This window comes from Methylobacterium sp. Leaf466 (assembly GCF_001425565.1).
Lineage (GTDB): Bacteria > Pseudomonadota > Alphaproteobacteria > Rhizobiales > Beijerinckiaceae > Methylobacterium.
This window is the reverse complement of the sequence record NZ_LMRC01000023.1, coordinates 228,748-255,011: the sequence shown is the minus strand read 5'-3', so window position 1 is coordinate 255,011 and position 26,264 is coordinate 228,748. Positions and strand designations below refer to the sequence as shown.

Sequence of the window (26,264 nt, the reverse complement as noted above, 5' to 3'; positions counted from 1 at the left end):
CGCTCGGCCTGCGCGCCGGCATAGGCGGCGGAGAGATCGGACAGGACGAGGGCCGGCAGGACGGTGCCGGTCAGAAGGAGGAGGCGGATGGGCCGCATGACATCACTCTCGCGTCGTTGAAGTCCCCTTCGAACCGGGACGCACGCGAGATCGTTCCATGATGCGGTGTCATGCAACCTGCGCGGCGCCCCGCGCAGGTTGCTCCTTCACGGGGTCCCGAACCGGGCCGGGGCCGCGATGATGGTGGGTGCGATGATGCGGATGGGCGGCGGCTCCGCGGGCGCGGAGGCCGTTTGCTGGACGGTGGTGCCGGCGTGGGCCGGATCGGCGTCCGACACCACCGCGGCACCACGGCTGGCCGCATCGGCCGCGAGGGAGGCCGCGGTCTTGTCGGCCCGGCCGACGAGGGTCAGGCGGACCTTCGGCCGAGACATCGCCTCGGCCTGCATCGGGGTGACGAAGATGTCACCCTTGTGGCGCACCATCATGCTCTCGGCCTTGACCAGGGATTGCGCCCAGGTGCGCCCCTCGGCCTTGCACGAGCAGTTCGGGGTGAAACTCTTCTGGAACTTGAAGGCGTTGGCCAGCGAGACGTAGGCGCGGCTGCCCTTGATCGTGGCGGCCTGGCGCAGGGCGTCGTCGCCGTGGGGCATCGAATAGGCGGCCGCCTCCGCACCCGGGCACAGGGCCTGGCACAGTTCGTCGGCGCCGCTGCGGCCCTCGGGCAGGTTGGTCATCGGGAAATAGGCGCCGTCGCAGCTGCGCACGCAGATCACCTGGCTGCCGCCCCGGGCCCGCGCCTCGCCGAGGGAGGCCTCGGTGACGGTGGCGGGCCGGTTCTGGTCGGCGCAGGCGCTCGCGACGGCGGCGTTCAATTGCCGGCGGCGCGCGGCCGTCACCTCGCCGTTGTCGCCACCGTAGCCGGCGTTGAGGGCGCGAATGCGCTGCTCCACCGCGCCGCACTGGGGCGGGCGGGTATCGAAGAACAGGAACTTGCCGCCCTCGCAGTTCAACGTCCGGAAATAGGCGTTGAGGCGGCCGATCTCGTTCTGGAGCGCGCGGGCGGTGTCGGCCCCCGCGCTGAGGTTGGCGAGCTCCGCCTTGTAGCGCTGGCAGGAATAGGTGTCGGCGGCGGCCGGCAAGGCCGTGGCCGCGAGCATGGCGGCGGCGCCGGCCAGCATGCGGCCGATGCGACGCAGGACGGGGAGGCGGATCGCGGAGGGGATCAGCGGCATGACCTGACAGCAACGGGGGTTGAGCTTGGCGGTTCCGTCGAATCGACGAACGATCGGTTCGGCGATTCGTCCGGCCGCCGAAGCGAGGCTTTTGTATCCGCCCTGGCCAACCGGCGACAGCCTTCCCACATCCGCCCCGGTTCCTAACAGGGGAAAGATCCAATGATGTGGCTTCGTGGTCTCACAGCGCGGACGGCGGTATCCGTCGCGCTCGCGTCGGGCGTGGCGCTGGCGGCGGCCGCGGCCGCGGGGCCGGCGGCGGCGGCCGACGACCCCGACCGGATCTTCGACAAGTCGACGGTGTGGCGCCCGCTCACCCCCAACGACAAGCTCGTGGTCTACGGCATCGACGATCCGGCAGTGGCCGGGGTCGCCTGCCACTACACCCAGCCCGAGAAGGGCGGCATCAAGGGAACGCTGGGGCTGGCCGAGGACGTCTCGGACATCTCGCTCTCCTGCCGCCAGGTCGGGCCGGTGAGCTTCAAGGGCGAGCTCAAGCAGGGCGAGGTTGTGTTCAGCGAGCGCCGTTCGCTGATATTCAAGTCGATGCAGATCGTGCGCGGCTGCGACGCCAAGCGCAATACGCTGATCTACATGGTCTATTCCGACAAGGTGGTGCAGGGCTCGCCCAAGAACTCCACCTCGACGGTGCCGCTGATGCCCTGGGGAACCGAGCCGCCGCCCAAGTGCGGCGACGTCTTCAAGAGCTGAGCGCGATCCCGCGACACCTCAATCCTGGCAGCTGATCTTGATCGGCGGGGGTTCGGCCGGCTTGACGGGGGCCTCGATCGCGCCGGTGTAATCCTCCGGCGCGGCGATGCCGAACGCGCCCGCCGAGGCGAACCCCTGCGATTCGCACCAGGCGTCGGCCACCACCTGGCCGCAGCCGCCGCTCCCCGACGACAGGCAGTCGCCGACGCCGTAGCCTTCGGCGGCCGGGATCAGGAAGGTCTTCTCCACCTTGGTCGCCTTGGCCGGCGCCTGCTGCGCGAAGGCCAGGGTCGAGAACAGCCCGAGGGCGAGGCAGGCGCTGAGGCACACGGCCGGACGACGCATGGGGAGACCTTGATCGAAGCGGGGGTGAAGTTGCGGTGCGGGGAAGGTCGGCGCGGGAGTGTCGGCGCGGGAGATTGGCGATGGCCGGAACTGTCGATCGGGCCGGTAAACAAAGGCTTTCGGCCGTTCGTTTAATCCCCTCCCTCGTTCCGGGCCGGCTTTCCCTCTCGAAGTGATCACCCTTTTGGGGTAGCCCGAATGCGGCGCCGATGCCATCGCCTTCCCGCAACAGCGCGGGAAACCCGGCGCGGCCGCCGTTCCCGGACCGGGCCCGGCCGCTCACGGGAAAACGATGTCGGGGCAAGGGGATCCCGCCCTGGCATCGCCGTGCGGGGGCACGGGGCCGGCCGGGATGCTGCAGGGACGAGACACGCTTTCATGGAACCGATGTTGCGGCTCTACAACACGCTGACCCGCGAGAAGACGGCCTTTTCGCCGATCGATCCGACGCACGTGCGGATGTACGCCTGCGGCCCCACGGTCTACGACGCGGCCCACATCGGCAACGCGCGGCCGATCATCGTCTTCGACCTGCTGTTCCGGCTGCTGCGTCACCGCTACGGGGCGGGCCAGGTCACCTACGTCCGCAACGTCACCGACGTCGACGACAAGATCAACGCGCGGGCCGCGGCGCGCGGCATCTCGATCCGCGACCTCACCGACGCCACCCTGGCCGACTTCCACGCCGACCTGCGCCGGCTCGGCGTGCTGATGCCGGAGGACGTGAACGTCGACGGGCAGCGCCCCCGCTTCGTCGAGCCGCGGGCCACCGACCACATCGCCGAGATGGTGGCCATCGTCGAGCGCCTCGTCGCCTCGGGCCACGCCTACGTCGCCGACGACCACGTGCTGTTCGACGTGCCGGCGATGCATGACTACGGCGCGCTCTCCCGGCGGCCCCTGGACGAGATGGAGGCGGGGGCCCGCGTCGAGGTCGCCGCCTACAAGCGCTCCACCCTCGACTTCGTGCTGTGGAAGCCGGCCAAACCGGGCGAGCCGTCCTGGCCCTCCCCCTGCGGCATCGCGGTGCCGGGCCGGCCGGGCTGGCACATCGAGTGCTCGGCGATGTCGTGGAAGCACCTCGGCGAGACCTTCGACATCCACGCCGGCGGCATCGACCTGATCTTTCCCCACCACGAGAACGAGGTCGCCCAGTCCCGCTGCTGCTTTTCCACCGACGTGATGGCCAACGTCTGGCTCCACAACGGCTTCCTCCAGGTCGAGGGGGAGAAGATGTCGAAATCGCTCGGCAACTTCGTCACCCTGCGCGCCGTGCTGAACGACTGGCCCGGCGAAGTCGTGCGCCTGGCCATGCTCAAGACCCACTACCGCCAGCCGATCGACTGGACCTTGCGCGGGCTGGAGGAGGCGGGCCGGATGCTGGACCGCTGGTACGGCGTCGTGGGCGACGCCGCGCCTGCGCCGGACGTGCCGGCGGCCGTGCTCGAGCCACTGCTGGACGACCTCAACACGGCCGCGGCGCTCGCCGAACTCCACCGCCTCACCGACCCGGCCGCCCTCAAGGCGGGGGCCGGCCTGTTCGGCCTTCTGGCCGCGACGCGCTCGCAGCGCGAGGCCGGCGCCATCCTCGCGGCGGGCATCGACGTCGAGCGGGTCGAGGGGCTGATCGCGGAACGCAAAGCGGCACGGGCGGCCAGGGACTGGGCGGAATCGGACCGGCTGCGCGATCTCCTCCTCGGCCTCGGCGTCGCGATCAAGGACAACAAGGACGGCGCCACGACTTGGACGCCGGTGACATGATCGCCCCGTCCGATCGCCAACCGATCATCGTCGCCGATGCGGGGCCACTGATCCGGCTGGCGGCTGCCGGCATCCTCGACACCGTGCGCGGTCTCAACCGGCGCATCGTGCTGGTGGACCGGGTCGAGGACGAGGTGGTCGGCGATTTGACCAGACCGTTCGCGGCCGACATCGCCGCCTGGATCGCCGGTCTGGGAGACGCCGCCCTTCGCGTCGAGAAAGTGGTCGGCATCGGCGTGGCTTCGCTGCGCGCCCGGAGCCGGACGCCACAGGACGAGGCCCTGCTCAAGAGCGCGTTGCGCGACTCGGGCGAGCAGGCCTTGCGCGAGTTCGTCGGCCACTGGCATCCCGAAGAAGCTGCCTCGGCGGTGGTCCTCTACGAGGACCGCAAGGTCGCGACCCTGTTCCTCGATGTCGATTTCCCCGTGACGCTCATGACCACGCGCGCTTTCGTGGCCACGGCGACGCGGTGGGGCATCAACCAGGACGCGGTCCTCGCGTTGGAATCCATCGCCGACCGCTACGACCTGAAGCCCGCGTTGATGGCGGAGATCGATCCGACCCAGCCGGTCGACCTGCGGATGCTGCCCCGGCCGCTGCCGCCGCAGCGATAGCGGCCCGCCCGATCAGAACCGCCGGGCGATCGCCGTCTCGGCCTCCGGCGAGATCGCGGGCCGCGCCTCGCGCAGCATCGCCACCGCCGCCTCGGCATCCTCGGCCACGAGGTAGTTGAGGTCGAGGCCCTCGCGGATGAAGCCCTGCTCGCGCATGTGGTCGAGGAGGACGAGGAGCGGCCGCCAGAAGTCGGCCACCGAGACCAGGACGATGGGCTTCTCGTGGCGGCCGAGCTGGGCCCAGGTCATCTGCTCGACGAGTTCCTCGAGGGTGCCGATCCCGCCGGGCAAGGCGACGAAGGCGTCCGAGCGCTCGAACATCAGGCGCTTGCGGGTGTGCATGTCGGACACGACGATGGTCTCCTGGATCTCGTCGAGCATGCGCTCGCGCGACTTCAGGAAGTCCGGGATGATGCCGGTGACGTGGCCGCCGTGCGCCAGCACCGCGCGCGCCACCGTGCCCATCAGGCCGACGTTGCCGCCGCCGTAGACGAGGCCGATGCCGGCCTGCGCCAGGGCGCGGCCGAGGCCTTCGGCGGCTCGCGTGAAGGCGGGGTCTCCCCCGAAGCCCGAGCCGCAATAGACGCAGACCGTCCGCACCGGAGCCGGTTCGACCGGCGTCATGCGCATGCTCCGGCCCGGCGGTCCGGCGGTCCCCCGCCGAGGCCGGCGGGGCGCCCGTCCAGGGGCCAGACTACCGAGGGGAGGGGCGCCGGGCGGCTCGCGGCCGCCGAAAGGTTTGGTGTTCCAGTCATGTTCGCTATTATGTCGCCGTCCATCGGTGGTTTGTCGACAGCCGCCGAGCGAGATTCGTCGGCCTGTCCGCCGGGTTTCCGAACGCGTTTGGAGTGAAGCGCCATGACGGCGGAGTTGCGGCGGAGCCTCGTCCTCGCCGGTGGAGGCCTGGTCGCCGGATTCGCCCTCGTGCTGGCCCTGTTCGGATCGGGACAGGTCTGGAAGAGCATGACCGGGGGCGAACCGGCCGTCGCCCGCCTGCCCGATACGGCCGTGCCCGGCCCCGACGATGGCAAGTCCGGAGCTATCAAGCCTGGGGACGTCAAGCCCGGGGATGTGGCGTCCGGTGTGTCGCCGGCCCCGCAACGCTCAGGGGAGGCGGGCAAGGACCAGCCGGGAAAGCCCCGGCCCGCCGGAGAGCAGATCCCGGCACAGCCGCAGACCCTGCCGGCCGCCGAAGCGGGGGCGCCGACCTTCGACATCATCCGGGTGGAGCCGAACGGCGACTCCGTGATCGCGGGGCGCGGTGCGCCCAACACCACCGTCGAGCTGATGCGCGACGGCGAGCCGATTGCCCGTGCGCTCATCGATCCCTCCGGCCAGTTCGCCATCGTCCCGCCTGCGCTGCCGTCCGGAAACAGTGAGATCACCCTGCGCATCACCGGCGCCGACGGGCAGGTCCGGCGCTCGCGCGAGAGCGTCGCCGTCGTCGTGTCAGGCAACCGCGATGCCAAGCCGTTGATCGCCCTGAGCGCGCCGGACCGGCCGACGGTGGTGCTGTCGCAGCCCGATCCGGCGCCCGCCGCCCCGGCCCCCGTAGCGGAGGAGGCGGGTCGATCCCCGGCCAAGTCGCCGAAGTCCGCCGAAGCGACGTCCGCCGATGCGAAGTCCGCCGATGCGAAATCCGCCGCGGCTAAGGGAGCGCCCGGTCCGGAGGCCGGCTCGGCCCCGAAGGCGGCGGCGTCCACCCCCGAAGCGCCCCGGCCGGCCGCGGCCCCCGTCAAGGTCGTCAGCGTCGACGCGGAGGAGGGCGGCCGGCTCTACGTGACCGGGCAGGCCTCGCCCGGCGCCACCGTGCGGCTCTACCTCAACGACACCCTCGTGGCGCCGGGCAGCGCCGGCGCCGACGGCCGTCTCGCCTTCGCGATCGGCCGGGGCGTCTTGCCGGGCGCCTACCGGGTGCGGATCGACGAGGTCGACTCGGTCTCCGGCAAGGTCAAGGCGCGCTCGGAGGTGGCCTTCGCGGTACCGGCGGCTGCGCCTCCCAAGGCGGCGTCCAGGCCCATGGGCGGTGGAGGCCCGGCCCATGAGCGGGACACCGTCGCCGTCGTGCCGGCCCTGCCGGAGGCTGCGGCGCCCGCTGCCGGCGGTGCCGACGCCAGGCGAGCCGCCGCCCAATCGGTGGAGCCCAAGGTCGCCGATCCCAAGGTCAACCATCCCAAGCTCGCGGATTCCAAGCTCGCCGAGCGCCGGCCCCCGGAGGGCGCGCAGCCGCCGTTCCGGCCCGCCGAACCGCCGCGCGCCGAGACGCCCGCCCCCGGTGCGCCGGAGCGACCGGGCGCGATGGCGCGCAGCGACCTCGCGCCGGCTCCCGCCGTGACGGCGCCTTCCCGCATGCCCGCGCCCGAGAAGCCGGGCGCCGAGAGTCCGGCCCTCCAGGCACCCGCTCTCCAGATACCTGCCCCCGGACCGACGGCGCGGCCGGGCGCTCCCGAGCGCACCGTCTTCATCCCCGAGATCGGAACCGCCAGGATCGCGCGGGGCGACAACCTCTGGCAGATCAGCCGCAAGGTCTACGGCAAGGGCACCCGCTACACGGTGATCTTCGACGCCAACCAGAGCCAGATCCGCAACCCCGACCTGATCTACCCCGGCCAGATCTTCGTCCTGCCCACCGACGGCGCGGCGGCCGTCCGGACGGAGGAGCGGCGGGGGTGAGGGGCGGCGGGGGCTTCGACGACCTCGCCGGATGAGCCATGAGCCCCCCACGGCGCCGGGCGGGGTTGCGCGCGGGCGCCTGTCGCGGCCTCGCACGCGGCCTATATGCAGCGGGTCTCCTCACCGTTCCTGGAAAACCCGTTCCCCATGAAGCCCGATACCGCGACCGCGGCGACCGGAGCCGCGCCGTCCGCGCGCCCCGGCCTCGTCGCCACCTACCGCCGGCTCTGGCCCTATCTCTGGCCGCACGGCCGGCCCGACCTCCAGCGCCGCGTCTTCCTCGCCTTCGGCCTGCTGATGGTCGCCAAGGTCGTGACGATGGTGACGCCCTTCACCTTCAAATGGGCCACCGACGCGCTGGTGGCGATCGCCGGCGCCAAGGACGGCACGCCGCCGGCCGAGGTCCCCACCGGGATCTTCGCGCTGCCGATGGTGATGATCGGCCTCTACGGCCTGTCGCGGGTGCTGATGGCCGGGCTGACGCAGGTGCGCGACGGGCTGTTCGCCAAGGTCGCCATGAACGCGGTGCGGCGCCTGGCACTCCAGACCTTCGAGCACATGCACCGCCTCTCCCTGCGCTTCCACCTCGAGCGCAAGACCGGCGGGCTGACGCGCGTGCTCGAGCGCGGGCGCGGCGGCATCGAGGAGCTGTCGCGCCTGATGGTGCTGACGCTGGTGCCGACCGTCGTCGAGTTCGCCCTCGTCATCGGCGTCCTCGCCTACGAGTTCGACTGGACCTATTCGGCCGTCGTGTTCGTGATGGTGGCGGCCTACCTCGGCTTCACCTGGAAGGCGACGCAGTGGCGCATCGAGATCCGCCGCCGGATGAACAGTTCCGACACCGACGCCAACACCAAGGCCGTGGATTCGCTGCTCAACTTCGAGACCGTGAAGTACTTCGGCGCGGAACGGCGCGAGGCGGAGCGCTACGACGGCTCGATGGCGAAGTACGAAAAGGCCTCGACCCAGACCTACGTCTCGCTGGCCATCCTCAACGCCGGCCAGGCGCTGATCTTCACCATCGGCATGACGATCGTGATGTGGTTGGCTGCCCGCGACATCATGGCCGGGCGCACGACGCTGGGCGGCTTCGTGCTGGTCAACACCATGCTGATCCAGCTCTCGATGCCGCTCAACTTCATGGGCATGATCTACCGCGAGATCAAACAGGCGCTGATCGACATCGACGACATGTTCCAGATCCTGCACCGCAACCCCGAGATCGCCGACCGGCCGAATGCGCCCGCGCTCAAGGCCGGCCCCGGCGTGGTGCGGTTCGAGGACGTGCATTTCGCCTATCATGCGGACCGGCCGATCCTGCGCGGGGTCAGCTTCACGGTGCCGGCCGGGCGCACGGTGGCCATCGTCGGCCCCTCGGGGGCGGGCAAGTCGACCCTCTCGCGCCTGCTGTTCCGGTTCTACGAGCCGCAAGGGGGCCGGATCACCATCGACGGCCAGGACATCGCGGACGTGCAGCAGGCCTCCCTGCGCGCCGTCATCGGCATGGTGCCGCAGGACACGGTGCTGTTCAACGACACCATCGGCTACAACATCCGCTACGGCCAATGGGACGCCAGCGACGCGGCGGTGCGCGCCGCCGCCGGCCTCGCCCAGATCGACCGCTTCGTGTCGAGCCTGCCGGAGGGCTACGACACCCCGGTGGGCGAGCGCGGCCTCAAGCTCTCGGGCGGCGAAAAGCAGCGGGTGGCCATCGCCCGCACCATCCTGAAGGGCCCGCCGATCCTCGTCCTCGACGAGGCGACCTCGGCGCTGGACAGCTTCACCGAGCGCGAGATCCAGGACGCGCTGGACACGATCTCCAAGGGCCGCACCACGCTGGTCATCGCCCACCGCCTCTCGACGGTGGTGAACGCGGACGAGATTCTGGTGCTGGACAAGGGCGTCATCGTCGAGCGCGGCAGCCACGACGTGCTCCTCGACGAGGGCGGCGTCTATGCCGCGATGTGGAATCGCCAGCGCGAGGCCGACGAGGCCCGCGAAATTCTCAAACGGGCCGAGGAGGACAAGGCGTCGGACGCGCGGGCGGGTGCGGCACGGGTGGCCGAGCCGGCCGAGTGAGGATCCGGGCCGGTCAGGCGGCGTCGCGGTTCAGAGGCTCGATCCGTTCGACGTCGGACCCTGCCGACTCCTGCGCCCTGAGGAGGTCGTAGCGTCCCTGAAGGTTGATCCAGAACTGCGCGCTGGTGCCGAGGTAGCGACCGAGGCGCAACGCCGTATCGGCGCTGACGCCGATCTCCTCCCGCGCGATCCGCTCGATGCGGGTGCGCGGGACGCCACAGGCCCGTGCGACGGTCCCGGCGCTGAGACCGAGCGGAACCATGTATTCCTCCCGCAGCATCTCGCCGGGATGCATCGGCGGCAGGGTGGCGACGATCTCCACCACATCTCGGGTCATGTCGGAGCCTCCAGTCTTCCGGGCGGTCGATCAATGATAGTCGACGATCTCGACATCCTCCGGGCCGGTTGGCACCCCTCGAAAGCAGACGCGCCACTGATCGTCGATCCTGATGCTCCATTGGCCGACACGATCGGCTTTCAGGGATTCCAGACGGTTGCCGGGCGGATAACGCAGGTCGCCGATGACGTCGGCCGCGTCGATCGCCTGAAGCTTTCGCCTCGCGACCTTGAAGAGGTCGGTCGGAAATCCCCTGGGGCATCGCCCCCGAAAAATCGCCTCCGACCACGTGTCCCTGAGGCTTCTGATCACCGGATCGCCCTTGGTAGACTGTATCACTAAGTGATACAGTCTTGTCAATCGTCCCCGCCGGGGATGCAGGCGGGCGCCTGCGTTGATCCGACGCTTGCCAACGGCCGTCCGGCGCCTGCCCGAAACCGTATGCCTGCCCGAAACCGTATGACGGAGCGCGCCCGTTGCCTTAAGAGGGGCGCCATGCACACGGGGCGGCCGCGGGGCCGTCGCCAGACACGGACAACCGAAACAGCCCCATGACCGACCTCCTCGAGACGATCCGCAAGACGCTCGTGCCGATCCACAAGGAGGGGTATCCCTTCATCCTGATCGGCATCGTGCTCACCGTGATCGGCGGGTACTTCGCGCAGAGCCTGGGCTGGATCTTCCTGATCCTCACCCTGTGGGTCTGCTACTTCTTCCGCGACCCCGAGCGGATCACCCCCATCGGCGACGGCCTCGTGGTGTCGCCGGCAGACGGGCGGGTGAACCTCATCGCCACGGTGCTGCCGCCCCCGGAGCTCGACCTGCCGCAGGTGGAGATGACCCGCATCTCGGTGTTCATGAACGTGTTCGACTGCCACGTGAACCGGGTGCCGATGACGGGCCGGATCGGGCAGATCCACTACACCCCCGGCCTCTTCCTCAATGCCGAGCTCGACAAGGCCAGCGACGACAACGAGCGCAACGGCCTCGTGATGGAGACCACCCACCGCGGCACGCCGCTGCGGATCGGCGTCGTCCAGATCGCCGGCCTCGTCGCCCGGCGCATCGTCGGCTTCGTCCAGGCCGGCGAGACCCTGCAGGTCGGCGAGCGCTTCGGGCTGATCCGGTTCGGTTCGCGCGTCGACGTCTACCTGCCGCTCGGCACCCGGGTGCTGGTCGGCCTCGGCCAGAAGGCGGTGGCCGGCGAGACGGTGCTGGCCGACCTGAGCGGCGGCCCCGAGCGCGCCTTCCGCCGGATCTGAGAGGGAGCCCGCCATGGACGACCTGTTCCCGCCCTTCGCGCCCGACGCCGACGAGCCGAAACCCCGCCGGTTCAAGCCGGTGCCGTTCCGGATGATCGCGCCCAACATGATCACCCTGATGGCGCTCTGCCTCGGGTTGACCGCGATCCGGCTGGCCTTCGAGGGCAAGTTCGAGCCCGCCGTCATCGCCATCGTGGCTGCCGCCTTCCTCGACGGCATCGACGGGCGCGTGGCGCGGATGCTCAAGGGTACCTCGCGGTTCGGGGCCGAGCTCGATTCGCTCGCCGACTTCGTCAACTTCGGCTGCGCCCCGGCCTTGATCCTCTACGGCTTCGCGCTGTTCCACCTGCGCTCGGTCGGCTGGATCGTGGCGCTGATCTTCGCCATCGCCATGGCCCTCCGGCTCGCCCGCTTCAATGCGATGCTCGACGACCCGACCCGGCCGGAATGGAAGAAGGACTACTTCGTCGGCGTGCCGGCCCCGGCCGGCGCTCTCACGGCGATGCTGCCGCTCTACCTGCACTTCCTCGGGCTCACCATGGAGCGGTGGGCGGCCCCCATCGTGCTCGGCTACGTCCTCGTCATCGCGCTGCTCGTCGTCTCCACGGTGCCGACCTTCTCGGGCAAGACCATGGGCAAGCGGGTGCCGCGCGATTGGGTGCTGCCGATCTTCCTGGTGGTGGCGGCCGGGTTCGGGTTGTTCATCAGCTTCCCGTTCGAGGCGATGGTCGTGCTCGCGGTCGCCTATCTCGTCGGCATCCCCATCGGCGCGGCCCAGTACCGCCGCCGGGCCAAGGCGGAGGCCCGTCGCGAGACGCCGACCGCCGCCGCAACGTAAACGCCGCCCGCGCCCGCCGACGCCCCACAGGCTTTGCCGCCGCCCTGACGCCTGGCGCCGGTCGGCACCTTGCCCGGTGAGCATGGCTTGGCTAGTGCTCGGGAACACGAACGGGGACGGGGCGGCAATCATGCTCGAGGAATTCAAGAAGTTCGCACTGCGCGGCAACGTCGTCGACCTTGCCGTCGGCGTGATCATCGGCGCGGCCTTCGGCGCCATCGTCACATCGGCGGTGCAGGACGTCTTCATGCCGATGATCGGTGCGATCACCGGCGGTCTCGACTTCTCGAACTACTATATCGCCCTGTCGTCGAGCGTGCAGAAGGGCGCCGCTTATGCCGATGCCAAGAAGCAGGGCGCGGTGATCGGCTACGGCCAGTTCATCACCGTGGCGATCAACTTCATGATCGTCGCCTTCGTGCTGTTCCTCGTCATCCGCGCCATGAACAAGCTTCAGTCGCAGGAGGAGGCCAAGCCGGAGGCGGTCGCCGAAGTGCCGGCCGACGTGAAGATCCTGGGCGAGATCCGCGACATCCTGGCGACGCGCCCCAAGGTCTGAACGCCCCCAAGGTCTGAGCGCTCCAACGTCCGACAGGCTCAGGGCTGTCAGGTTCGCGACGTCGACCCGCCCGTTCCGGTGCCGCCGAGGTCGCCGAGGATCTGATCGAGGGCCTGGGCCACCGCCTCGGTGCCCTCTTCGTGGGTCTTGAGGCGGACTTCCAGCCGCTTGATCTGCGGCTCGAACTCTTCCGGCACCACAGGGTCCCCGAGATAGTCCGGCACGCCGTCGCCGGTGGTGAAGACGCTACGCAGCTGCTGCCCGAGATGATCGCGCACCGGCTCGGGCAGGGCGCCCTCCTTGGAGGCGGACTCCGAGGGGCCGCGGTCGTCGATCTCGTTCTGCATGGTGTCGGTCTTTCCTCGCTCCGTCACCCTCAACAGCGATCCATGGCAAGTCGTTGCAAGTCTCAGGTCGTCGCCAGTCCCAAGTCGTCGCAAGTCCACTCGTGGGACCTCATCGCCTGCGGTTCGCGATCCCGACCTCCGCCGTCGGCCGGGCATGAGAAAGCCCCCGGCGAGCGATCGCCGGGGGCTTTCCGTTCAATCCAACCGAAAAGGGTCGATCGATTAGTCGATGACTTCGACGATCCGCGACGAGCGGTCCACGAGGACCGGACGGTCGTTGATGACGGTGTAGCGGGCGCCGCGGGCGTTGTACTCGGCCGGGACCTCGTAATAGGTCACGCCGGAGTTCGGCAGCACGGTGCCGACACGGACGTCACCGTTGTAGTCGAACGAACGGCGCTTCTCGCGGGTCACGTACTGGCGGAAGCGGGGACGGTCGTCCACGCCGAGGATGCCGCCGACGGTGCCGGTGGCCGCGCCGACGGCACCGCCGACGATGGCACCCACCGGTCCGGCGGCATCCGCACCCTCTTGGGCGCCGCGCTCGGCGCCGCGCACCAGACCCTGGGCCTGGGCGGCCATGGGCAGGCTGAGGGCGATGACGGAGGCGGCCAGCAAGGTCTTGATGGTCATGGATCGAAACTCCCGTTGTGATGTCCCGCCCGACCGTCGTCGTATCGTAAGCGGGTCTGCCGCAATAACGTGCGACCGTCTCAAAGGGATGCGATAAAAAATGATCTTTTCGTTTTGCGTGCCGATCGGCACAGAAACGATAAAGATATTCTCTCGAAGCGGAAAATTTCGCGCTTCTTCGCTCCGGCCGAAAGGCCGTTGAGGAGCCCGCCGTCCGGCGTCCGGGTACATCCATGCGGCCAGCAACGTCGCGGACCGCCGGTCTCCGACCTGATCCCGTCGATCCGGCAGTGATGCGGCGATGGGCTTCCCGGGGGTGCCGCGCGGGGTCCGTACTTGGTTGCCGCTCGATGCGAGCGGGACCCCTATCAGGCGTCCAGGTGCTTGAGCACCAGGGTCGCGTTGGTGCCGCCGAACCCGAACGAGTTCGAGAGCACGTGGCCGAGCGCGACGCCGTCGCGGCGCTGGCGCAGGATCGGCATGTCGGCGAAGGCCGGGTCGATCTCGTCGATATGCGCGCTCTCGCAGATGAAGCCGTGCTTCATCATCAGGAGCGAATAGATCGCCTCCTGCACGCCGGTGGCGCCGAGCGAATGGCCGGTGAGGGACTTGGTCGCCGAGATCGGCGGGCAGTCCTCGCCTCGTCCGAACACCTCCCGGATCGCCTCGATCTCCTTCTCGTCGCCCACGGGCGTCGCCGTGGCGTGCGGGTTGATGTAGTCGATCCGCGCGCCCTTCAGTCCCTCGATCGCCTGCTGCATGCAGCGCACCGCGCCCTCGCCGGAGGGGGCGACCATGTCGTGGCCGTCGGAGGTGGCGCCGTAGCCCGCGACCTCGCCGTAGATCTTGGCGCCGCGAGCCCGCGCGTGCTCCAGTTCCTCGAGCACCAGCACGCCGGCGCCGCCGGCGATGACGAAGCCGTCGCGGTTGGCGTCGTAGGCGCGCGAGGCCCGCGCCGGGGTGTCGTTGTACTTCGAGGACATGGCGCCCATGGCGTCGAACAGCACCGAGAGGGTCCAGTCGAGGTCCTCGCAACCGCCCGCGAAGATGATGTCCTGGCGCCCGGCCTGGATGATCTCGGCGGCGTTGCCGATGCAGTGGTTGGACGTCGCGCAGGCCGAGGCGATCGAATAGTTCACGCCCTTGATCTTGAACCAGGTCGCGAGCGTCGCCGAGGCGGTGGACGACATCGCCTTGGGCACCGCGAACGGCCCGACGCGCTTGGGGCCCTTTTCGCGGGCGATGGCGGCCGATTCCACGATCGCCTTGGTGGAGGGGCCGCCCGACCCCATGATGATGCCGGTGCGCGGGTTCGAGATCTCGCCCGCCTCCAGGCCGGAATCGGCGATGGCCTGGTCCATGGCGACGTGGTTCCAGGCGGTGCCGCCGCCGTGGAAGCGCATGGCGCGCCGGTCGACGAGGGTCTCCGGATCGAGGCTGGGCCGGCCTTCCACCTGGCTGCGGAACCCGAGTTCGGCATAGGACGCCGAAGCGCCGATGCCGGACTTGGCCTCGCGCAGGGAGGCGAGGACTTCCTCGGTGGTGTTGCCGATGGACGAGACGATGCCCATCCCGGTGATCACGACGCGGCGCATGGGCAGGTTCTTCTCCGCCGGGGTGCCTGAGCGAAGGCGCTCCCCATGGACGATCAATCGAGAGACAGTCAGGTAAGGCGGGCCGGGCCCGATCTCAACCGGCCCCGTTCATCGGGGCTCGTCGATGTCGCTTCAGGCCTGCGCCTGGAACAGGGCCACGCGCAGGTCCTTGGCCTCGTAGATGCGCCGCCCGTCGGCCTCGAGCCAACCGTCGGCGATGCCGAGCACGAGCTTGCCCTGGCGCACGCGCTTGATGTCGATGCCGTAGACCACCTGTTTCACGCTCGGCAGGACCTGGTCGGTGAACTTCACCTCGCCGACGCCGAGCGCCCGGCCGCGTCCGGGGGCGCCGAGCCAGCCGAGGTGGAAGCCCACGAGCTGCCACAGGGCGTCGAGGCCGAGGCAGCCGGGCATCACCGGGTCGTTCTTGAAATGGCAGCCGAAGAACCAGAGGTCGGGCCTGACGTCGAACTCGGCCAGGACATGACCCTTGCCGTGGGCGCCGCCCTCGGACCCGATCGAGACGATGCGGTCGAACATCAGCATCGGCGGCAGCGGCAGCTGGGCGTTGCCCGCGCCGAACAGCTCGCCGCGCCCGCAGGCCAGCAACTCCTCGTGGCTGTAGCTGGACGCCCGCGCCGATACGGCCGTGGTCGGGGTCTCGGGAGGAGTCCGGGGAGGAGTCTGATCGTGATCGGAAGACATGAAAGCGGATCGGTCCTCGGCTCGTGATGCTGACGCGACGGGCCCGTGGTCCGGGCCGCCCCGCGTCCATGCCGTCCCCTGCGACAGCGCGGCCTCGTTAGCACAGGCCCCCGGCGCCTTCAAAGCGGGCCGGCGGCGACGCGGCGGCTTCGGGTTGCGGGTCGGCGGTGCCTCTCATATAACCCTCCCATCAGAGTTCCGATGCATTCCGCGAGCGTTCCGTAACCGTCATGTCGAATCTGACGTCACTCCAGGCCGCGCTGAACGCGCGGGGCACCGGTCCCGCCGGTGAGGCGGCCGGTGCGCTCGGTCGGCGCGGCTGCCCGCTGTCGGACCTGCGCGACCGGTTGCGCCGGGCCGGACTGCGCCCGACGCGCCAGCGCCTCTCCCTGGGTTGGCTGCTGTTCGGGCGTGGCGACCGCCACCTGACGGCGGAAATGCTCTACGACGAGGCGATGCGCGCCAAGGTGCCGGTGTCGCTGGCCACGGTCTACAACACCCTCCACCAGTTCACCGAGGCCGGCCTGCTGCGCCAGCTCGCGCTCGACGGCTCGAAGGCCTATTTCGACACCAACCCGAGCGAGCACCACCACTTCTTCCTCGAGGAGGAGGGTCAGGTCCTCGACATGCCCGATTGCGGCATCACCGTCGATTCCCTGCCCGAGGCCCCCGAGGGCATGGAGATCGCCGGCGTCGAGGTGATCGTGCGCCTGCGCCGCCGGGTCGCCGCCCGCCGGGCCTGAGCGACCTCGTCCCAATGAGATACGAAAAGGGCCCGGTTTCGCCGGGCCTTTTTCGTGAGCGGGACAGGCGGGCGATCACCGGCCGGCCTCATATCATTTCCGGGTGATCACTTCGTGATGCGGAAATGGGCTTCGCTCAGGCGCCGCGCGGGCTCGGTGAGACGGCTCCCACTCGATTCGAGCGGAAACCGTATCACTCCACCCGTTCGTTCGGGTACACGCCCCACAGCCGGTCCTGGCGGATGTAGCCGGAGACGTCGCCGCCCTTCTGGGGGAGGGCGACGATCACGCGGCACCAGCTGCCGGTGCAGGATTTGACGCTGCCGATGACGCCGGCCTGGAGCCGGGCCTCCTCGCCGGAGGTTTCGTCGGCCTTGGCGAACAGCGGGATCGCCGCGGCCTTGTCGCCGCTGCGGCCGGCGGTGACGATGGAGGTCCGCCGGCCCGAGAGCAGCGAGTGCAGCACCCAGCCCTCGGTGCCCTCGGAATCGCGGATGCGCCGCCAGGTCTCGAACTCGGCCACGATCTCGATGGGCAGCCCGGCCCGCTGGAACACCCACAGGGTGCGGTGGTCCTTGGAGGGGCCTTCGCGCAGGTTGACGCGGTCGGTCTTGAGGCTGGCGTAGCGCGGCAGCGGCAGCTTGGTCACCGGCCCCAGGGCCACGTCCGGCTGCCCCTGCGCGGCGGCGCCCTTCGGGCCGGAGGCGGCCGCGGCGCCGAGGAGGGCGGCGACAACAACAGCGAGGGCGCGCATCGTTCGTCTCCTGTGCCGTGGTCCCGCGGTCTCCGGCCGACGCCGGACACGGGACCGCCCCGCGCATTGTGTTCGAGCCCCTCTCTGGTAGAGAGGGCGGCCCGCGACGGCCTCGGTTTGTGCGCGAGGATGCGCGACGTCCGTGGTGATCTTCTGCCGGTCGCGTGGTTAACAGAACGTAAGGGGCCCCGTCATCCGCGCCCGGACAGGCCGGGGCGCCGGTGGGCCGGGTCCGCGGGGAGGAAGCATGCCGTCGTTGAAGCGCAAGCCGCTCGTGGTGGTCACGCGGCGACTGCCGGAAGCCGTTGAAGCGCGCATGCGCGAGCTGTTCGACTGCCGCTTCAACCCCGACGATACGCCGCTGGACCAGGATGCCCTCGTCGCCGCCATGCGCGAGGCCGACGTGCTCGTGCCCACCGTCACCGACGAGATCGACACCGCGCTCCTGGCCCAGGCCGGCCCGAACCTGCGGCTCATCGCCAACTTCGGCAACGGCGTCGACCACATCGACGTGGCCGTGGCGCTGGAGCGCGGCATCACCGTCACCAACACCCCCGGGGTGCTGACGGAGGACACCGCCGACATGACCATGGCGCTGATCCTGGCGGTGGCGCGCCGGGTGACGGAGGGGGCGCGCATCATCCCCGACGACGCCTGGGACGCCGGCTGGTCGCCGACCTGGATGCTCGGCCGCCGCATCACGGGTAAACGCCTGGGGATCGTCGGCATGGGCCGGATCGGCCAGGCGCTGGCCCGCCGCGCCAAGGCGTTCGGCCTCTCGATCCATTACCACAACCGCCGCCGGGTGCCCGCCGCGATCGAGCGCGACCTCGAGGCGACCTATTGGGAATCCCTCGACCAGATGCTGGCGCGGGTCGACATCGTCTCGGTGAACTGCCCGCACACGCCGGCCACCTACCACCTGCTCTCGGCCCGGCGCCTCAAGCTGCTCAAGCCCGAGGCCATCGTCGTCAACACCGCCCGCGGCGAGATCATCGACGAGAACGCGCTGGCGCGCCTCATCGAATCCGGCGACGTCTCGGCGGCGGGCCTCGACGTGTTCGAGCAGGAGCCGGCGGTGAGCCCGCGCCTCGTCAAGCTCGCCCGCTCGGGCAAGGTGGTGCTCCTGCCGCACATGGGCTCGGCCACCCACGAGGGCCGCTCCGACATGGGCGAGAAGGTCATCATCAACATCAAGACCTTCATGGACGGCCACCGTCCGCCGGACCGCATCCTGCCCGGCATGCTGTGAGCCGGTGCCGGCGTTCCGGACAACGACGGGCCGGCGGCAGGGGAGGGCACGCCATGACCACCGTGCCGTCCTGCGGCGGACCTCGCGGGCCGGTCGCCTTCGGCCCGGCGTCCGCTCCGGATGGTGAGCCGGCGCCATGCACGGTCGCTTTTCAGCGCGCCGGCGCGATTCGGGGCGGGATGGCGGCGTCCGCGTCGCCCCCGTGTCATCTCACCTTCACGGGCCGGCGGCACATGCGGGACCTGACGGACCCACCCGGCCATCTCGGCCGTGCCCCACGCCGCGGCGGAGGCCTGGTCCCGATGGGAGACGCGGGATGTCGACGGCGGAGGAGAGGCCGGCGGCCGGAACGGTCGAGACCGAGGTGGCGCCGATGATCCGGCCGGGCAAGCGCCTGCGCCCTCCCGGTTCGAAGAGCGTCGGCTGGGCCCTCGTGCAGGCGGCGCGGCTGCACCGGTCCCGCATCGGCGACAGGCTCGCCGCCCTCGACCTGTTCGCCGGTCAGGAGCAGGTGGTGCAGGCCCTGGCCATGGCCGGGACCATGACCATGGGCGACCTCGCCGCGACCCTGCGGGTGCGCCCGCCCACCGCCTCCAAGACGATCTCGCGGCTGGCGGCGCTGGGCTTCGTCGAGCGCCGGGCCGAGGCCGGCGACGGCCGCGTCGTCCGGGTGCGCCTCACCGAGGCGGGGCTGGCCAAGGCCGAGGCGATCGAGCGGATCTGGGACGACGTCGAAGCCGAACTCCTCGACGGCTTCGAGGGCAAGGAACGCCGCCGCCTGCGCAAGCTCCTGCGCCGTGCCGCCGGCAATCTCGCCGAGGTGACGGGCGTCGAGGGCCACGAGGCCGAACTCGAAGGCGACCTCGACGAGGACGACGGTCCCTCGGCCTGAGGGGGCGGACAGCGGGCTTCTTGCCGCGACGCAGGGGCACCCACCCAACCCCTATCCGCAGAGGGGAGGGGACGGGCCACGCCGAATCGATCCGGCAGACAAGCGCCTCAGACCCCCGCCGCGACGCCGCCCTGCCACCGTCGCGGGTGGTTGCCGGTCCCGGCTCGGCGTAGACCCGCCTGGTCGGGTTCGAGCCGGGAGGACAGCGCATCGCCATGCCAGGAGTCTCCGAACACCCCGGGCCCGGCGAGGTCCGCCGTCGCAGGCTCGCCGGCATCGTGCTGATGTGCGGGACGGTGGCGTTCTTCGCCTGCCTCGACGCCTCGGCCAAGACCCTGGCGCTGGCCGGCGTCGATCCGCTGTTCACCACCTTCATGCGCTACGGCGTCAGCGTCGTGATGGTCTCGGCCTTCATCAATCCCGTGACCACGCCGGGCGTGGTGCGGACCCGGCGGCTGTGGCTGCAGGTGGTGCGCTCGCTGCTGCTGTTCGGTTCCACCGCCCTCAACTTCTTCGCCCTGCGCCACCTGCAACTGGCGGAGACCCTGTCGATCCAGTTCGCCGCGCCGCTCGCCGTCGCGCTCCTGGCGGGGCCGCTCCTAGGGGAATGGTCGTCGCCGCGCCGGCTGGCGGCCATCGCGGTGGGCTTCGTGGGCGTGCTGGTGATCGTGCGGCCGGGCGTGGGTGCGTTCCAGCCGGCGGTGCTGCTCAGCCTCGGCAACATGCTCTGCTACGCGTTCTATCTCATCGCCACGCGCAAGCTCGCGGCCATCGATTCCACCGCCACGACGATGTTCTATTCGGGGCTGGCGGGCCTCGCGGTGATGGCGCCGCTGCTGCCCTGGATCTGGAGCGATCCGGCCTCGCCCGGTCTGTGGCTGCTGCTCGTCGGGGTCGGGCTGTTCGGCACCCTCGGGCACTGGCTCCTGGTGCTGGCCCACGCCCGCGCCCCGGCCAACGTGCTGGCCCCGTTCCTCTACACGCAGCTGCTGTGGTCGGTCCTGCTCGGCTACCTCCTGTTCGGCGACGTGCCCCACCGCTGGACGCTGATCGGCGGCGCCATCGTGGTGGCCTCGGGCCTCTACCTCCTGAGCCAGGAGCGCACGCGCCGGCCGGCGTGACCGACCGGCCGGCGCGTGCGGCCGCTCAGCGGTGGCGGCGGCGATCGTGGTGATGCTGGCGCGACTTCATCCGCGTGCGGTAGGCGCGACGGCCCGGATCGATGCCGAGCGCCCCGTTGACGGTGCCGACGGCTCCGCCGACCGCGCCCCCGACGATGCCGCCGATGGGGCCTGCGACCCGGTCGCCTTCGGCGGCCCCGCGACGGACGCCGCCGGGCAGGCCCTGGGCCTGGACCGAATCCGCGAAGGTGACGGTGGCGAGAGCGAGGCCGAGGCCGAGCAAGGCGTATTTCATGGCGTATCCTCTGCTTGTTGGTCGTCCACGCCGGCGCCGGAGCGCCGGGACGGAGCGAGGAATCAACGGTCGAGCTATCAAAAGGTCCCACGCGCGGCCGGTGCTGGCCTCGCGTCCCCGCCGCTGTTAGAGGACAAGGGATGTGCGCTCCCGGCGATCCGTGCGGTGTTGACCGCCCTCACCGAATTACGAGCCCGGCCCCCGCCTGAGGGCCCGCGCGAGCGGCCCGCCGGATGCCGGGAGAGCGTGACGCGCCCTTTTTTTCGCGGACGACGGCCCGATGCCGCGCCGCCCTTCAGACTGCGCCAGACGAAGATCATGACCGAGCCGAGCCCCCCCCGCGACTACTCGCAGACCCTGTTCCTGCCGCGTACCGAGTTTCCGATGCGGGCCGGGCTGCCGGTGCGCGAGCCGCTGCTGCTGGCGCGTTGGGCCGAGACCGGCCTCTACGGCCGCATCCGCCAGACCGCCGCCGGCCGCCCGAAGTTCGTGCTCCACGACGGGCCGCCCTACGCCAACGGCAACATCCACATCGGCACCGCGCTCAACAAGATCCTCAAGGACGTCATCGTCCGCTCTCAGGGTGCGCTCGGGTTCGACGCGAACTACGTGCCCGGCTGGGACTGCCACGGCCTGCCGATCGAGTGGAAGATCGAGGAGCGGTACCGCGCCAAGGGCCGTAACAAGGACGACGTGCCGGTCCTCGAGTTCCGCCAGGAATGCCGGGCCTTCGCCGGCCAATGGCTCGACGTGCAACGCGAGGAGTTCAAGCGCCTGGGCGTCACCGGCGACTGGGACCACCCCTACGCCACCATGACGTATCCCGCCGAGGCCACCATCGCGCGCGAACTCATGACCTTCGCGACGACGGGTCAGCTCTACCGCGGCTCGAAGCCGGTGATGTGGTCGGTGGTGGAGAAGACCGCGCTGGCGGAAGCCGAGGTCGAATACGAGGACCACGTCAGCGATACGATCTTCGCGGCGTTTCCGATCCGTGAGGGGGGCGCCGACGACTTGGTGGCTGCCCGCGTCGTCATCTGGACCACGACGCCCTGGACCATGCCGGGCAACCGCGCCGTCGCCTACTCGAAGAAGGTCGCCTACGGCCTCTACCGGGTGACGGCGGCGGCCGAGGACAATTGGGCCAAGGTCGGCGATACCTACCTTCTGGCCGACAGCCTGGCGGCCGGCGTCTTCGAGGCCGCCCGCGTCGAGGCGTTCGAGCGCGTCCGCGATGTCCTGCCCGCGACGTTGGCGGGGCTCACGGTGGCGCATCCCCTCGCGGCCCACGTCCCCGGCTACGCCTTCGCCGTCCCCCTCCTCGAAGGCGACCACGTCACCGACGAGGCCGGCACCGGCTTCGTCCACACCGCGCCGGGCCACGGCCGCGAGGACTTCGAGGTCTGGACCGCCAACGGTCGCGCGCTCGCGGCGCGCGGCATCGAGACCCGCATTCCCTACACCGTCGACGCCGACGGGGCGCTGACCGAAGAGGCGCCCGGTTTCACGGGAAAACTCGTCCTCACCCCCAAGGGCGAGAAGGGTGACGCCAACAAGGCGGTGATCGCGGCGCTCAGGGAGGCCGGCACCCTCGTCGCCTCGGGCCGGCTCAAGCACAGCTATCCCCACTCCTGGCGCTCGAAGAAGCCGGTCATCTTCCGCAACACGCCGCAGTGGTTCATCGCGCTCGACAGGCCGGTGGATTCCCTCGACGGCCGGACGCTTCGCGACGTGGCGCTGAAGGGCATCGACGACACCCGCTGGGTGCCGCCGCAGGGCAAGAACCGCATCACCGGCATGGTCGCCAACCGCCCCGACTGGGTGGTCTCGCGCCAGCGCGCCTGGGGCGTGCCGATCACCGTCTTCGTGAATCGGGCTACCGGCGAGGTGCTGCGCGACGAAGCGGTGAACGCCCGCATCGCCGACGCCTTCGCGGCCGAGGGCGCCGACGCCTGGTTCACCGATGCCGATGGCGCCCGCTTCCTGGCACCCGACCACGACCCGGCGGACTACGAGAAGGTCACCGACGTCCTCGACGTCTGGTTCGACTCCGGCTCGACCCACGCCTTCGTGCTCGACGATCCCGCCCAGTTCCCCGGCCTCGCCGGCGTGGTGCGCAAGCGCGACGGCGGCGCCGACACGGTGATGTACCTCGAAGGGTCCGACCAGCACCGAGGCTGGTTCCAGTCCTCGCTGCTGGAATCCGCCGGTACCAGGGGGCGCGCGCCCTACGACATCGTCCTCACCCATGGGTTCGTCCTCGACCCCAAGGGCTTCAAGATGTCGAAGTCGAAGGGCAACGTCGTGGCGCCCCAGAGCATCATCAAGGATGCCGGCGCCGACATCCTGCGCCTGTGGGTGGCGGCCTCCGATTACACCGACGACCTTCGGATCGGGCCGGAGATCATGAAGACCTTCGCCGAGACCTATCGCAAGCTGCGCAACTCCTTGCGCTGGATGCTGGGCTCGCTCGCCCATTTCGAGCCGGGCCAGACAATCGCCCACGCCGACCTGCCCGACCTGGAGCGGCTGATCCTGCACCGCCTGTGCGAGCTCGACGGCGAGATCCGCGAGGCCTACGCCGCCTTCGACACCAAGCGGGTGGTGGCGCTTCTCAACGGCTTCATGACCGGCGACCTCTCGGCCTTCTATTTCGACGTGCGCAAGGACGCGCTCTACTGCGACCCGATCTCGTCGCGCACGCGCCTCGCCTCGCTCCAGGTGATCGACGAGACGTTCCGCAGGGTGGTGATCTGGCTGGCCCCGGTGCTGGCGTTCACGGCCGAGGAGGCCTGGCTCGACCGTTATCCCTCCGACGACGGGTCCGTGCACCTGCAGGTGCTGCCGGAGACACCCGCCTCCTGGCGTGACGACGCCCTCGCGGCGCGCTGGCAGAAGGTGCGAAAGGTGCGCCGGGTCGTCACCGGGGCGCTGGAGATCGAGCGGGCGGGAAAACGCATCGGCGCCAGCCTGGAGGCGGCACCCACCGTGTACGTCGCCGACCCCGACCTCCTCGCCGCCCTCGACGGGATCGACGCCGCCGAGGTCTGCATCACCTCAGGCCTCCGCATCGAACCCGGCGAGGGCCCCGCCGAGGCCTTCCGCCTCGACGACGTGCGCGGCGTCGCCGTGGTCCCGGCCCTCGCCGAAGGGACGAAATGCGCTCGCTCCTGGCGGGTCAGCCCCGAGGTCGGCACCGACCCGGAGTATCCCGACGTCACCCCCCGCGACGCGCTGGCGCTGCGGGAATGGGATGCGGCACGGGCAGGGGCGGCGTGACCCGTCGTCCGGGTCATCTCGTCCCGGAACGCCCGAAGCGCCACCCGGGGCCGGATGAGGCAAGGGCGCGGGACCGGCTCAGTTAGCCGGCTTGGCAGGCGGTACTGTTTGCTCCGTTCAGGGTATCGGTTGCGGGCTAGTTGACAATCTTTGCTAAGGGCCGGAAGCGTTCTGGTGGAGGTCTGCCGATGGCGACGATGAACGTATCCCTGCCGGACCCGATGAAGGATTGGGTGGAAGCCCGCGCCCGCACGGGTCGCTACAGCACTGCGAGCGACTATGTCCGCGACCTGATCCGCCGAGACCAGGAACGCGCCGACAGGATCGCCGACCTGCAGACCTTGGTGAGCGAAGGCCTAGAGAGCGGCGAAAGTGGCCGGTCGCGGGACGATATCGCCCGATTGTCCCGGGATATGGCCGCCGCCTCGCGTCAGCCGTGACGATCTGGCGGACGACGAACCGCGCGGACCTCGACATCGCCCACATCTACGGCCACGGCGAACGGGCCTTCGGCATCGAGCAGGCCGAACGCTATCAGGCCGGCCTGTTCGACGCCTTCGACGTGCTGGCGCGGAACCCGCACCTCGCCCATGAACGCCAGGAGATCACCCCGCCGGTCCGCATCCATCCCCACTGCGTCCATGTCATTGTCTATGCCGTCCAGGATACCGGCATCCTGATCGTGCGCGTGTTGCATGGGCGACAGGATTGGGAGCGGTGGCTATCGTGAACCCGCGCGGCGCGACTTTCCGTCGTGAGCGTGCGACACAGCCGTTGGCCCGGGGGCGCAGGTCTGCTTAGACGAGCACCCATGACCCCCTTCCGCATCGGACTCGTCGCCCTCCTCGTCACCTTGGCCCTCGACCAGGCGACCAAGCTCGGGCTCTACTTCGGCACCGACCTCGTGCTCACCCAGCCCTGGCGGCTGGGGCCCTATGCCGACCTCGTCGTGGTCTGGAACCGGGGCGTGTCCTACGGCCTGTTCCAGCAGGAGGGCGCGCTCGGCCGCTGGATCCTGGTGGCGATCTCGGTCGTGGCGACGGTGGCCCTGGTGGTGTGGATGCGCCGGGCCGGCAGCCGCCTCCTCGCCCTGTCGCTCGGCCTCGTCGCCGGCGGGGCGATCGGCAACGCCATCGACCGGGCCGCCTACGGGGCGGTGTTCGACTTCGTCCACCTGCACGCGGGCGACTGGTCCTGGTACGTGTTCAACGTCGCCGATGCCGCGATCGTCGCCGGCGTCGCCGGCCTCGTCATCGACAGCGTGCGCCCGGCCCCCGCGGCGCGAGAACCCCGGTCGCTGTGACACGCAGGCCACACCGGCGCGGCATGTCCGCGCCGGGCTGGTGCGGTGCGGTCAAGGCGCCATACCTTCGCCCGAAACCCGGATCAGGCACGAGGCATGCCGGACCGGGAATGCGCGAGAACGCGACCGGGCTCGGGCAACGGAGTGGGGGTGACATGGTCGGCTATCGCAAGGTCCTCGTCCCATTGGGCGCCGCCGCCTTCGCGGCCTCGGTTCTGACAGGGGCCGCCAGGGCCGAGCAGGGCGAGTTCCTGCGCGACGCCCTCAGCAACCTCGGCCTCGTCGAGGCGGAGCGTCCGCCGATCACCTACCGCGAGCGCGCGCCGCTGGTGATGCCGCCCAAGCTCGGCGCCAAGGCCATCGACACCCGGTCGCTGCCGCAGCCGCGGGCCTTGGAGGCCACGCCGCAATGGCCCAAGGACCCGGAGGTGGCCCGGCGCGAGCGGGCCGTCGTCGAGGCGCGCAAGCCGATCGTCCGTGGCGCCCAGGGGCGCATGGACGACAACAACATGACCCTGTCCATCGACGAGATGCAGGCCGGCCGCCGCGCCGGGGCGCAGATCCCCACCGAGGGCCAGCGCAAGCCCGAGGACGGCAGCCGCGGCGATTCGTTCTGGAGCAATCCCTTCGGCCTCACCGGGGGTGAGAAGACCGAGCCGGTGGAGGCCGCGCCGACCCGCGAGGTCCTCACCCAGCCGCCGACCGACTACCGCCGCGCCCCCACCAAGGTCGCCAGGACCAATGGCGATCCCATCAACAACCCGAGCCGCGAACGCGAGGAAGCGGACCCGGGCCTCTACGTGCGCGGCCAGAGCCGCTACTGACATCCGCTTCGGCCGGCGGCCACCGGGCGCCGGTACGAAATTTGCCCCGACGAGGCGCCCTCCGGGTGGTGCCGAGGGGTGTCGGCCACGATGTCGGCCCGTCACGC

General features: G+C 70.3%; 28 protein-coding genes. 17 read left to right on the top strand and 11 right to left on the bottom strand.

Going from position 1 to position 26,264, the window contains the following annotated elements:
• Positions 1-206 precede the first annotated feature (206 nt).
• The gene (locus ASG59_RS10745; protein WP_056408794.1) at positions 207-1,235 is read right to left on the bottom strand and encodes a DUF2865 domain-containing protein; all 1,029 of its coding nucleotides are present in this window, start codon (positions 1,233-1,235) and stop codon (positions 207-209) included.
• 162 nt (positions 1,236-1,397) lie between these two features.
• On the opposite strand from ASG59_RS10745, the gene ASG59_RS10740 reads away from it, so the two are divergent.
• Positions 1,398-1,946 carry a CreA family protein gene (locus ASG59_RS10740; protein WP_056408791.1) on the top strand — a complete coding sequence of 183 codons (549 nt, stop codon included), beginning with the start codon at positions 1,398-1,400 and terminating at the stop codon, positions 1,944-1,946.
• An 18-nt stretch (positions 1,947-1,964) separates the two neighbouring features.
• On the opposite strand, the gene ASG59_RS10735 is transcribed toward ASG59_RS10740, so the two are convergent.
• On the bottom strand, positions 1,965-2,291 hold the full coding sequence (locus tag ASG59_RS10735; protein ID WP_056408789.1) for a hypothetical protein: 327 nt from the start codon (positions 2,289-2,291) through the stop codon (positions 1,965-1,967).
• Positions 2,292-2,669: 378 nt separating this feature from the next.
• On the opposite strand from ASG59_RS10735, the gene cysS reads away from it, so the two are divergent.
• Both cysS and ASG59_RS10725 read left to right on the top strand, forming a co-directional pair.
• Positions 2,670-4,052 carry a cysteine--tRNA ligase gene (cysS, locus tag ASG59_RS10730; RefSeq protein WP_056408787.1) on the top strand — a complete coding sequence of 461 codons (1,383 nt, stop codon included), beginning with the start codon at positions 2,670-2,672 and terminating at the stop codon, positions 4,050-4,052.
• Positions 4,049-4,666 carry a hypothetical protein gene (locus ASG59_RS10725; RefSeq protein WP_056408785.1) on the top strand — a complete coding sequence of 206 codons (618 nt, stop codon included), beginning with the start codon at positions 4,049-4,051 and terminating at the stop codon, positions 4,664-4,666. Before cysS ends, ASG59_RS10725 begins: the two co-directional genes overlap by 4 nt.
• A 12-nt stretch (positions 4,667-4,678) precedes the next feature.
• On the opposite strand, the gene ASG59_RS10720 is transcribed toward ASG59_RS10725, so the two are convergent.
• Complete coding sequence (locus ASG59_RS10720; RefSeq protein ID WP_055879846.1) at positions 4,679-5,290, bottom strand: TIGR00730 family Rossman fold protein; 612 nt, start codon at positions 5,288-5,290, stop codon at positions 4,679-4,681.
• Positions 5,291-5,524: 234 nt separating this feature from the next.
• On the opposite strand from ASG59_RS10720, the gene ASG59_RS10715 reads away from it, so the two are divergent.
• The gene (locus tag ASG59_RS10715) at positions 5,525-7,339 is read left to right on the top strand and encodes a LysM peptidoglycan-binding domain-containing protein (RefSeq protein WP_056408784.1); all 1,815 of its coding nucleotides are present in this window, start codon (positions 5,525-5,527) and stop codon (positions 7,337-7,339) included.
• Between the two features lie 147 nt (positions 7,340-7,486).
• Positions 7,487-9,418, top strand: a complete 1,932-nt coding sequence (locus tag ASG59_RS10710) for an ABC transporter ATP-binding protein/permease (protein ID WP_082494294.1) — start codon at positions 7,487-7,489, stop codon at positions 9,416-9,418.
• Positions 9,419-9,431: 13 nt separating this feature from the next.
• Here ASG59_RS10710 and ASG59_RS10705 read toward each other — a convergent pair whose 3' ends face one another.
• Both ASG59_RS10705 and ASG59_RS10700 read right to left on the bottom strand, forming a co-directional pair.
• A complete protein-coding gene (locus tag ASG59_RS10705; RefSeq protein WP_056280776.1) occupies positions 9,432-9,755 on the bottom strand; it encodes a HigA family addiction module antitoxin in 324 nt (107 codons plus the stop codon).
• 30 nt (positions 9,756-9,785) lie between these two features.
• The gene (locus ASG59_RS10700) at positions 9,786-10,067 is read right to left on the bottom strand and encodes a type II toxin-antitoxin system RelE/ParE family toxin (protein ID WP_056280775.1); all 282 of its coding nucleotides are present in this window, start codon (positions 10,065-10,067) and stop codon (positions 9,786-9,788) included.
• 239 nt (positions 10,068-10,306) lie between these two features.
• Here ASG59_RS10700 and ASG59_RS10695 point away from each other — a divergent pair, with 239 nt between their 5' ends.
• From ASG59_RS10695 to mscL, 3 genes are all read left to right on the top strand, one after another.
• Positions 10,307-11,017 (top strand): phosphatidylserine decarboxylase, encoded by a 711-nt coding sequence (locus ASG59_RS10695; RefSeq protein ID WP_055879829.1) that lies wholly within the window; start codon positions 10,307-10,309, stop codon positions 11,015-11,017.
• A 13-nt stretch (positions 11,018-11,030) separates the two neighbouring features.
• The gene (locus ASG59_RS10690) at positions 11,031-11,855 is read left to right on the top strand and encodes a phosphatidylcholine/phosphatidylserine synthase (protein WP_056408782.1); all 825 of its coding nucleotides are present in this window, start codon (positions 11,031-11,033) and stop codon (positions 11,853-11,855) included.
• A 130-nt stretch (positions 11,856-11,985) separates the two neighbouring features.
• Positions 11,986-12,414, top strand: coding sequence for a large conductance mechanosensitive channel protein MscL (gene mscL / locus ASG59_RS10685; RefSeq protein WP_055879824.1), 429 nt, complete (start codon positions 11,986-11,988; stop codon positions 12,412-12,414).
• 47 nt (positions 12,415-12,461) lie between these two features.
• Here mscL and ASG59_RS10680 read toward each other — a convergent pair whose 3' ends face one another.
• The 4 genes from ASG59_RS10680 to fabA form a co-directional block, all read right to left on the bottom strand.
• Complete coding sequence (locus ASG59_RS10680; protein WP_056280773.1) at positions 12,462-12,761, bottom strand: hypothetical protein; 300 nt, start codon at positions 12,759-12,761, stop codon at positions 12,462-12,464.
• Between the two features lie 222 nt (positions 12,762-12,983).
• The gene (locus ASG59_RS10675) at positions 12,984-13,394 is read right to left on the bottom strand and encodes a DUF1236 domain-containing protein (protein WP_056280770.1); all 411 of its coding nucleotides are present in this window, start codon (positions 13,392-13,394) and stop codon (positions 12,984-12,986) included.
• Between the two features lie 368 nt (positions 13,395-13,762).
• Positions 13,763-14,989: a beta-ketoacyl-ACP synthase I gene (gene fabB, locus ASG59_RS10670; protein WP_055879815.1), complete on the bottom strand. Its 1,227-nt coding sequence runs from the start codon at positions 14,987-14,989 to the stop codon at positions 13,763-13,765.
• 132 nt (positions 14,990-15,121) lie between these two features.
• Positions 15,122-15,694 (bottom strand): 3-hydroxyacyl-[acyl-carrier-protein] dehydratase FabA, encoded by a 573-nt coding sequence (gene fabA, locus ASG59_RS10665; RefSeq protein ID WP_055879812.1) that lies wholly within the window; start codon positions 15,692-15,694, stop codon positions 15,122-15,124.
• Between the two features lie 230 nt (positions 15,695-15,924).
• On the opposite strand from fabA, the gene irr reads away from it, so the two are divergent.
• Positions 15,925-16,437: a Fur family transcriptional regulator Irr gene (gene irr, locus ASG59_RS10660; RefSeq protein WP_055879809.1), complete on the top strand. Its 513-nt coding sequence runs from the start codon at positions 15,925-15,927 to the stop codon at positions 16,435-16,437.
• Between the two features lie 193 nt (positions 16,438-16,630).
• Here the strand turns inward: irr and ASG59_RS10655 are convergent, their stop codons facing one another.
• A complete protein-coding gene (locus ASG59_RS10655) occupies positions 16,631-17,191 on the bottom strand; it encodes an SH3 domain-containing protein (protein ID WP_056280768.1) in 561 nt (186 codons plus the stop codon).
• Between the two features lie 247 nt (positions 17,192-17,438).
• Here ASG59_RS10655 and ASG59_RS10650 point away from each other — a divergent pair, with 247 nt between their 5' ends.
• The 3 genes from ASG59_RS10650 (at position 17,439) to ASG59_RS10640 (ending at position 20,456) form a co-directional block, all read left to right on the top strand.
• A complete protein-coding gene (locus tag ASG59_RS10650) occupies positions 17,439-18,443 on the top strand; it encodes a D-glycerate dehydrogenase (protein WP_055879803.1) in 1,005 nt (334 codons plus the stop codon).
• 373 nt (positions 18,444-18,816) lie between these two features.
• On the top strand, positions 18,817-19,335 hold the full coding sequence (locus tag ASG59_RS10645; RefSeq protein ID WP_244472253.1) for a MarR family winged helix-turn-helix transcriptional regulator: 519 nt from the start codon (positions 18,817-18,819) through the stop codon (positions 19,333-19,335).
• Positions 19,336-19,550: 215 nt separating this feature from the next.
• Entirely contained in the window at positions 19,551-20,456 is a 906-nt protein-coding gene (locus ASG59_RS10640; RefSeq protein WP_056280767.1) for a DMT family transporter, read from the top strand.
• Positions 20,457-20,481: 25 nt separating this feature from the next.
• Here ASG59_RS10640 and ASG59_RS10635 read toward each other — a convergent pair whose 3' ends face one another.
• Entirely contained in the window at positions 20,482-20,751 is a 270-nt protein-coding gene (locus ASG59_RS10635) for a hypothetical protein (RefSeq protein WP_056280765.1), read from the bottom strand.
• A gap of 318 nt (positions 20,752-21,069) precedes the next feature.
• Here ASG59_RS10635 and ileS point away from each other — a divergent pair, with 318 nt between their 5' ends.
• The 5 genes from ileS to ASG59_RS10610 all read left to right on the top strand — a co-directional run bounded on the left by ileS (position 21,070) and on the right by ASG59_RS10610 (position 26,157).
• Positions 21,070-24,030 carry an isoleucine--tRNA ligase gene (gene ileS, locus ASG59_RS10630; RefSeq protein ID WP_056408780.1) on the top strand — a complete coding sequence of 987 codons (2,961 nt, stop codon included), beginning with the start codon at positions 21,070-21,072 and terminating at the stop codon, positions 24,028-24,030.
• A 188-nt stretch (positions 24,031-24,218) separates the two neighbouring features.
• Positions 24,219-24,470, top strand: a complete 252-nt coding sequence (locus ASG59_RS10625) for a type II toxin-antitoxin system ParD family antitoxin (RefSeq protein WP_055879787.1) — start codon at positions 24,219-24,221, stop codon at positions 24,468-24,470.
• Entirely contained in the window at positions 24,467-24,760 is a 294-nt protein-coding gene (locus ASG59_RS10620; RefSeq protein WP_056408778.1) for a type II toxin-antitoxin system RelE/ParE family toxin, read from the top strand. Before ASG59_RS10625 ends, ASG59_RS10620 begins: the two co-directional genes overlap by 4 nt.
• 81 nt (positions 24,761-24,841) lie before the next feature.
• On the top strand, positions 24,842-25,333 hold the full coding sequence (gene lspA / locus ASG59_RS10615) for a signal peptidase II (RefSeq protein WP_056280759.1): 492 nt from the start codon (positions 24,842-24,844) through the stop codon (positions 25,331-25,333).
• A gap of 155 nt (positions 25,334-25,488) precedes the next feature.
• On the top strand, positions 25,489-26,157 hold the full coding sequence (locus tag ASG59_RS10610; protein ID WP_056280757.1) for a hypothetical protein: 669 nt from the start codon (positions 25,489-25,491) through the stop codon (positions 26,155-26,157).
• The last annotated feature ends 107 nt before the right edge of the window (positions 26,158-26,264 follow it).